This is a genomic window from Vibrio sp. 2134-1, from assembly GCF_033339495.1.
In genome coordinates, this window is record NZ_JAWOUS010000250.1 from 1 (window position 1) to 844 (window position 844).

The window sequence follows — 844 nt, forward strand, 5'->3', positions numbered from 1 at the left end:
GCCTCTAAGCCTGTAATGGAAGGTAAAGCGTTACTGTTTAAGCGTTTTGCTGGCCTTGATTCAATTGATATTGAAGTGAAGCATCGCACGATCGACGAGTTCGTTGATACGGTTGCGAACATTGCTGACACTTTCGGTGGTATCAACCTTGAAGACATCAAAGCACCAGACTGTTTTGAAATTGAAAAGCGTTTGATTGAGTCCGGCGAACTTTCCCGTACCAGCCATACTCCCGCTAAGTTTGATTCGCCAGAATCTTTTGTGAACTCCGTGAAGCCATACGCTCAAAAGGCGGCGAAAGCGTTGGGTGTCGAACCATCATTGCTTCTTGCTCAAGCAGCTCTGGAAACTGGCTGGGGACAAAAAGTGGTGCAAAATGCTCGTGGTAGCAGTAACAACTTGTTCAACATCAAAGCAGACAGAAGCTGGCAAGGTGATAAAGTCACCACGCAAACATTGGAATTTCATGACAATACGCCAGTGAAAGAGACGGCAGCGTTTCGTTCTTACTCGAACTATCAAGATAGTTTCAACGACTACGTCCGTTTCTTGAATGACAATCCACGTTACGAGACGGCATTGCAGCAACGTGGAGATTCTGAATCCTTTATTCGCGGTATTCATCGAGCAGGTTATGCGACGGATCCAACCTACGCCGACAAAGTTCTGCAAGTGAAGCAGAAAATCGAAAGTATGTGACCTTTTTGGGTTGCCGCGTACGCGAATCATTGAGGCTTGCCATCGTGCAAGCCTTTATTTTACCTGAATTTACTACTCTAAATTCCACTTGGCACATCTTTTGCTTTTACCTGTCTAGGTGATCGGTATTTACCGATCTTATTTC

Annotated in this window: 1 protein-coding gene; it reads left to right on the forward strand. The window is 45.3% G+C overall.

What is annotated here, in order from left to right:
• On the forward strand, positions 1–699 hold a 699-nt coding region (gene flgJ, locus R7R78_RS25265), incomplete at its 5' end, for a flagellar assembly peptidoglycan hydrolase FlgJ (RefSeq protein WP_225474517.1).
• Positions 700–844 lie beyond the last annotated feature (145 nt).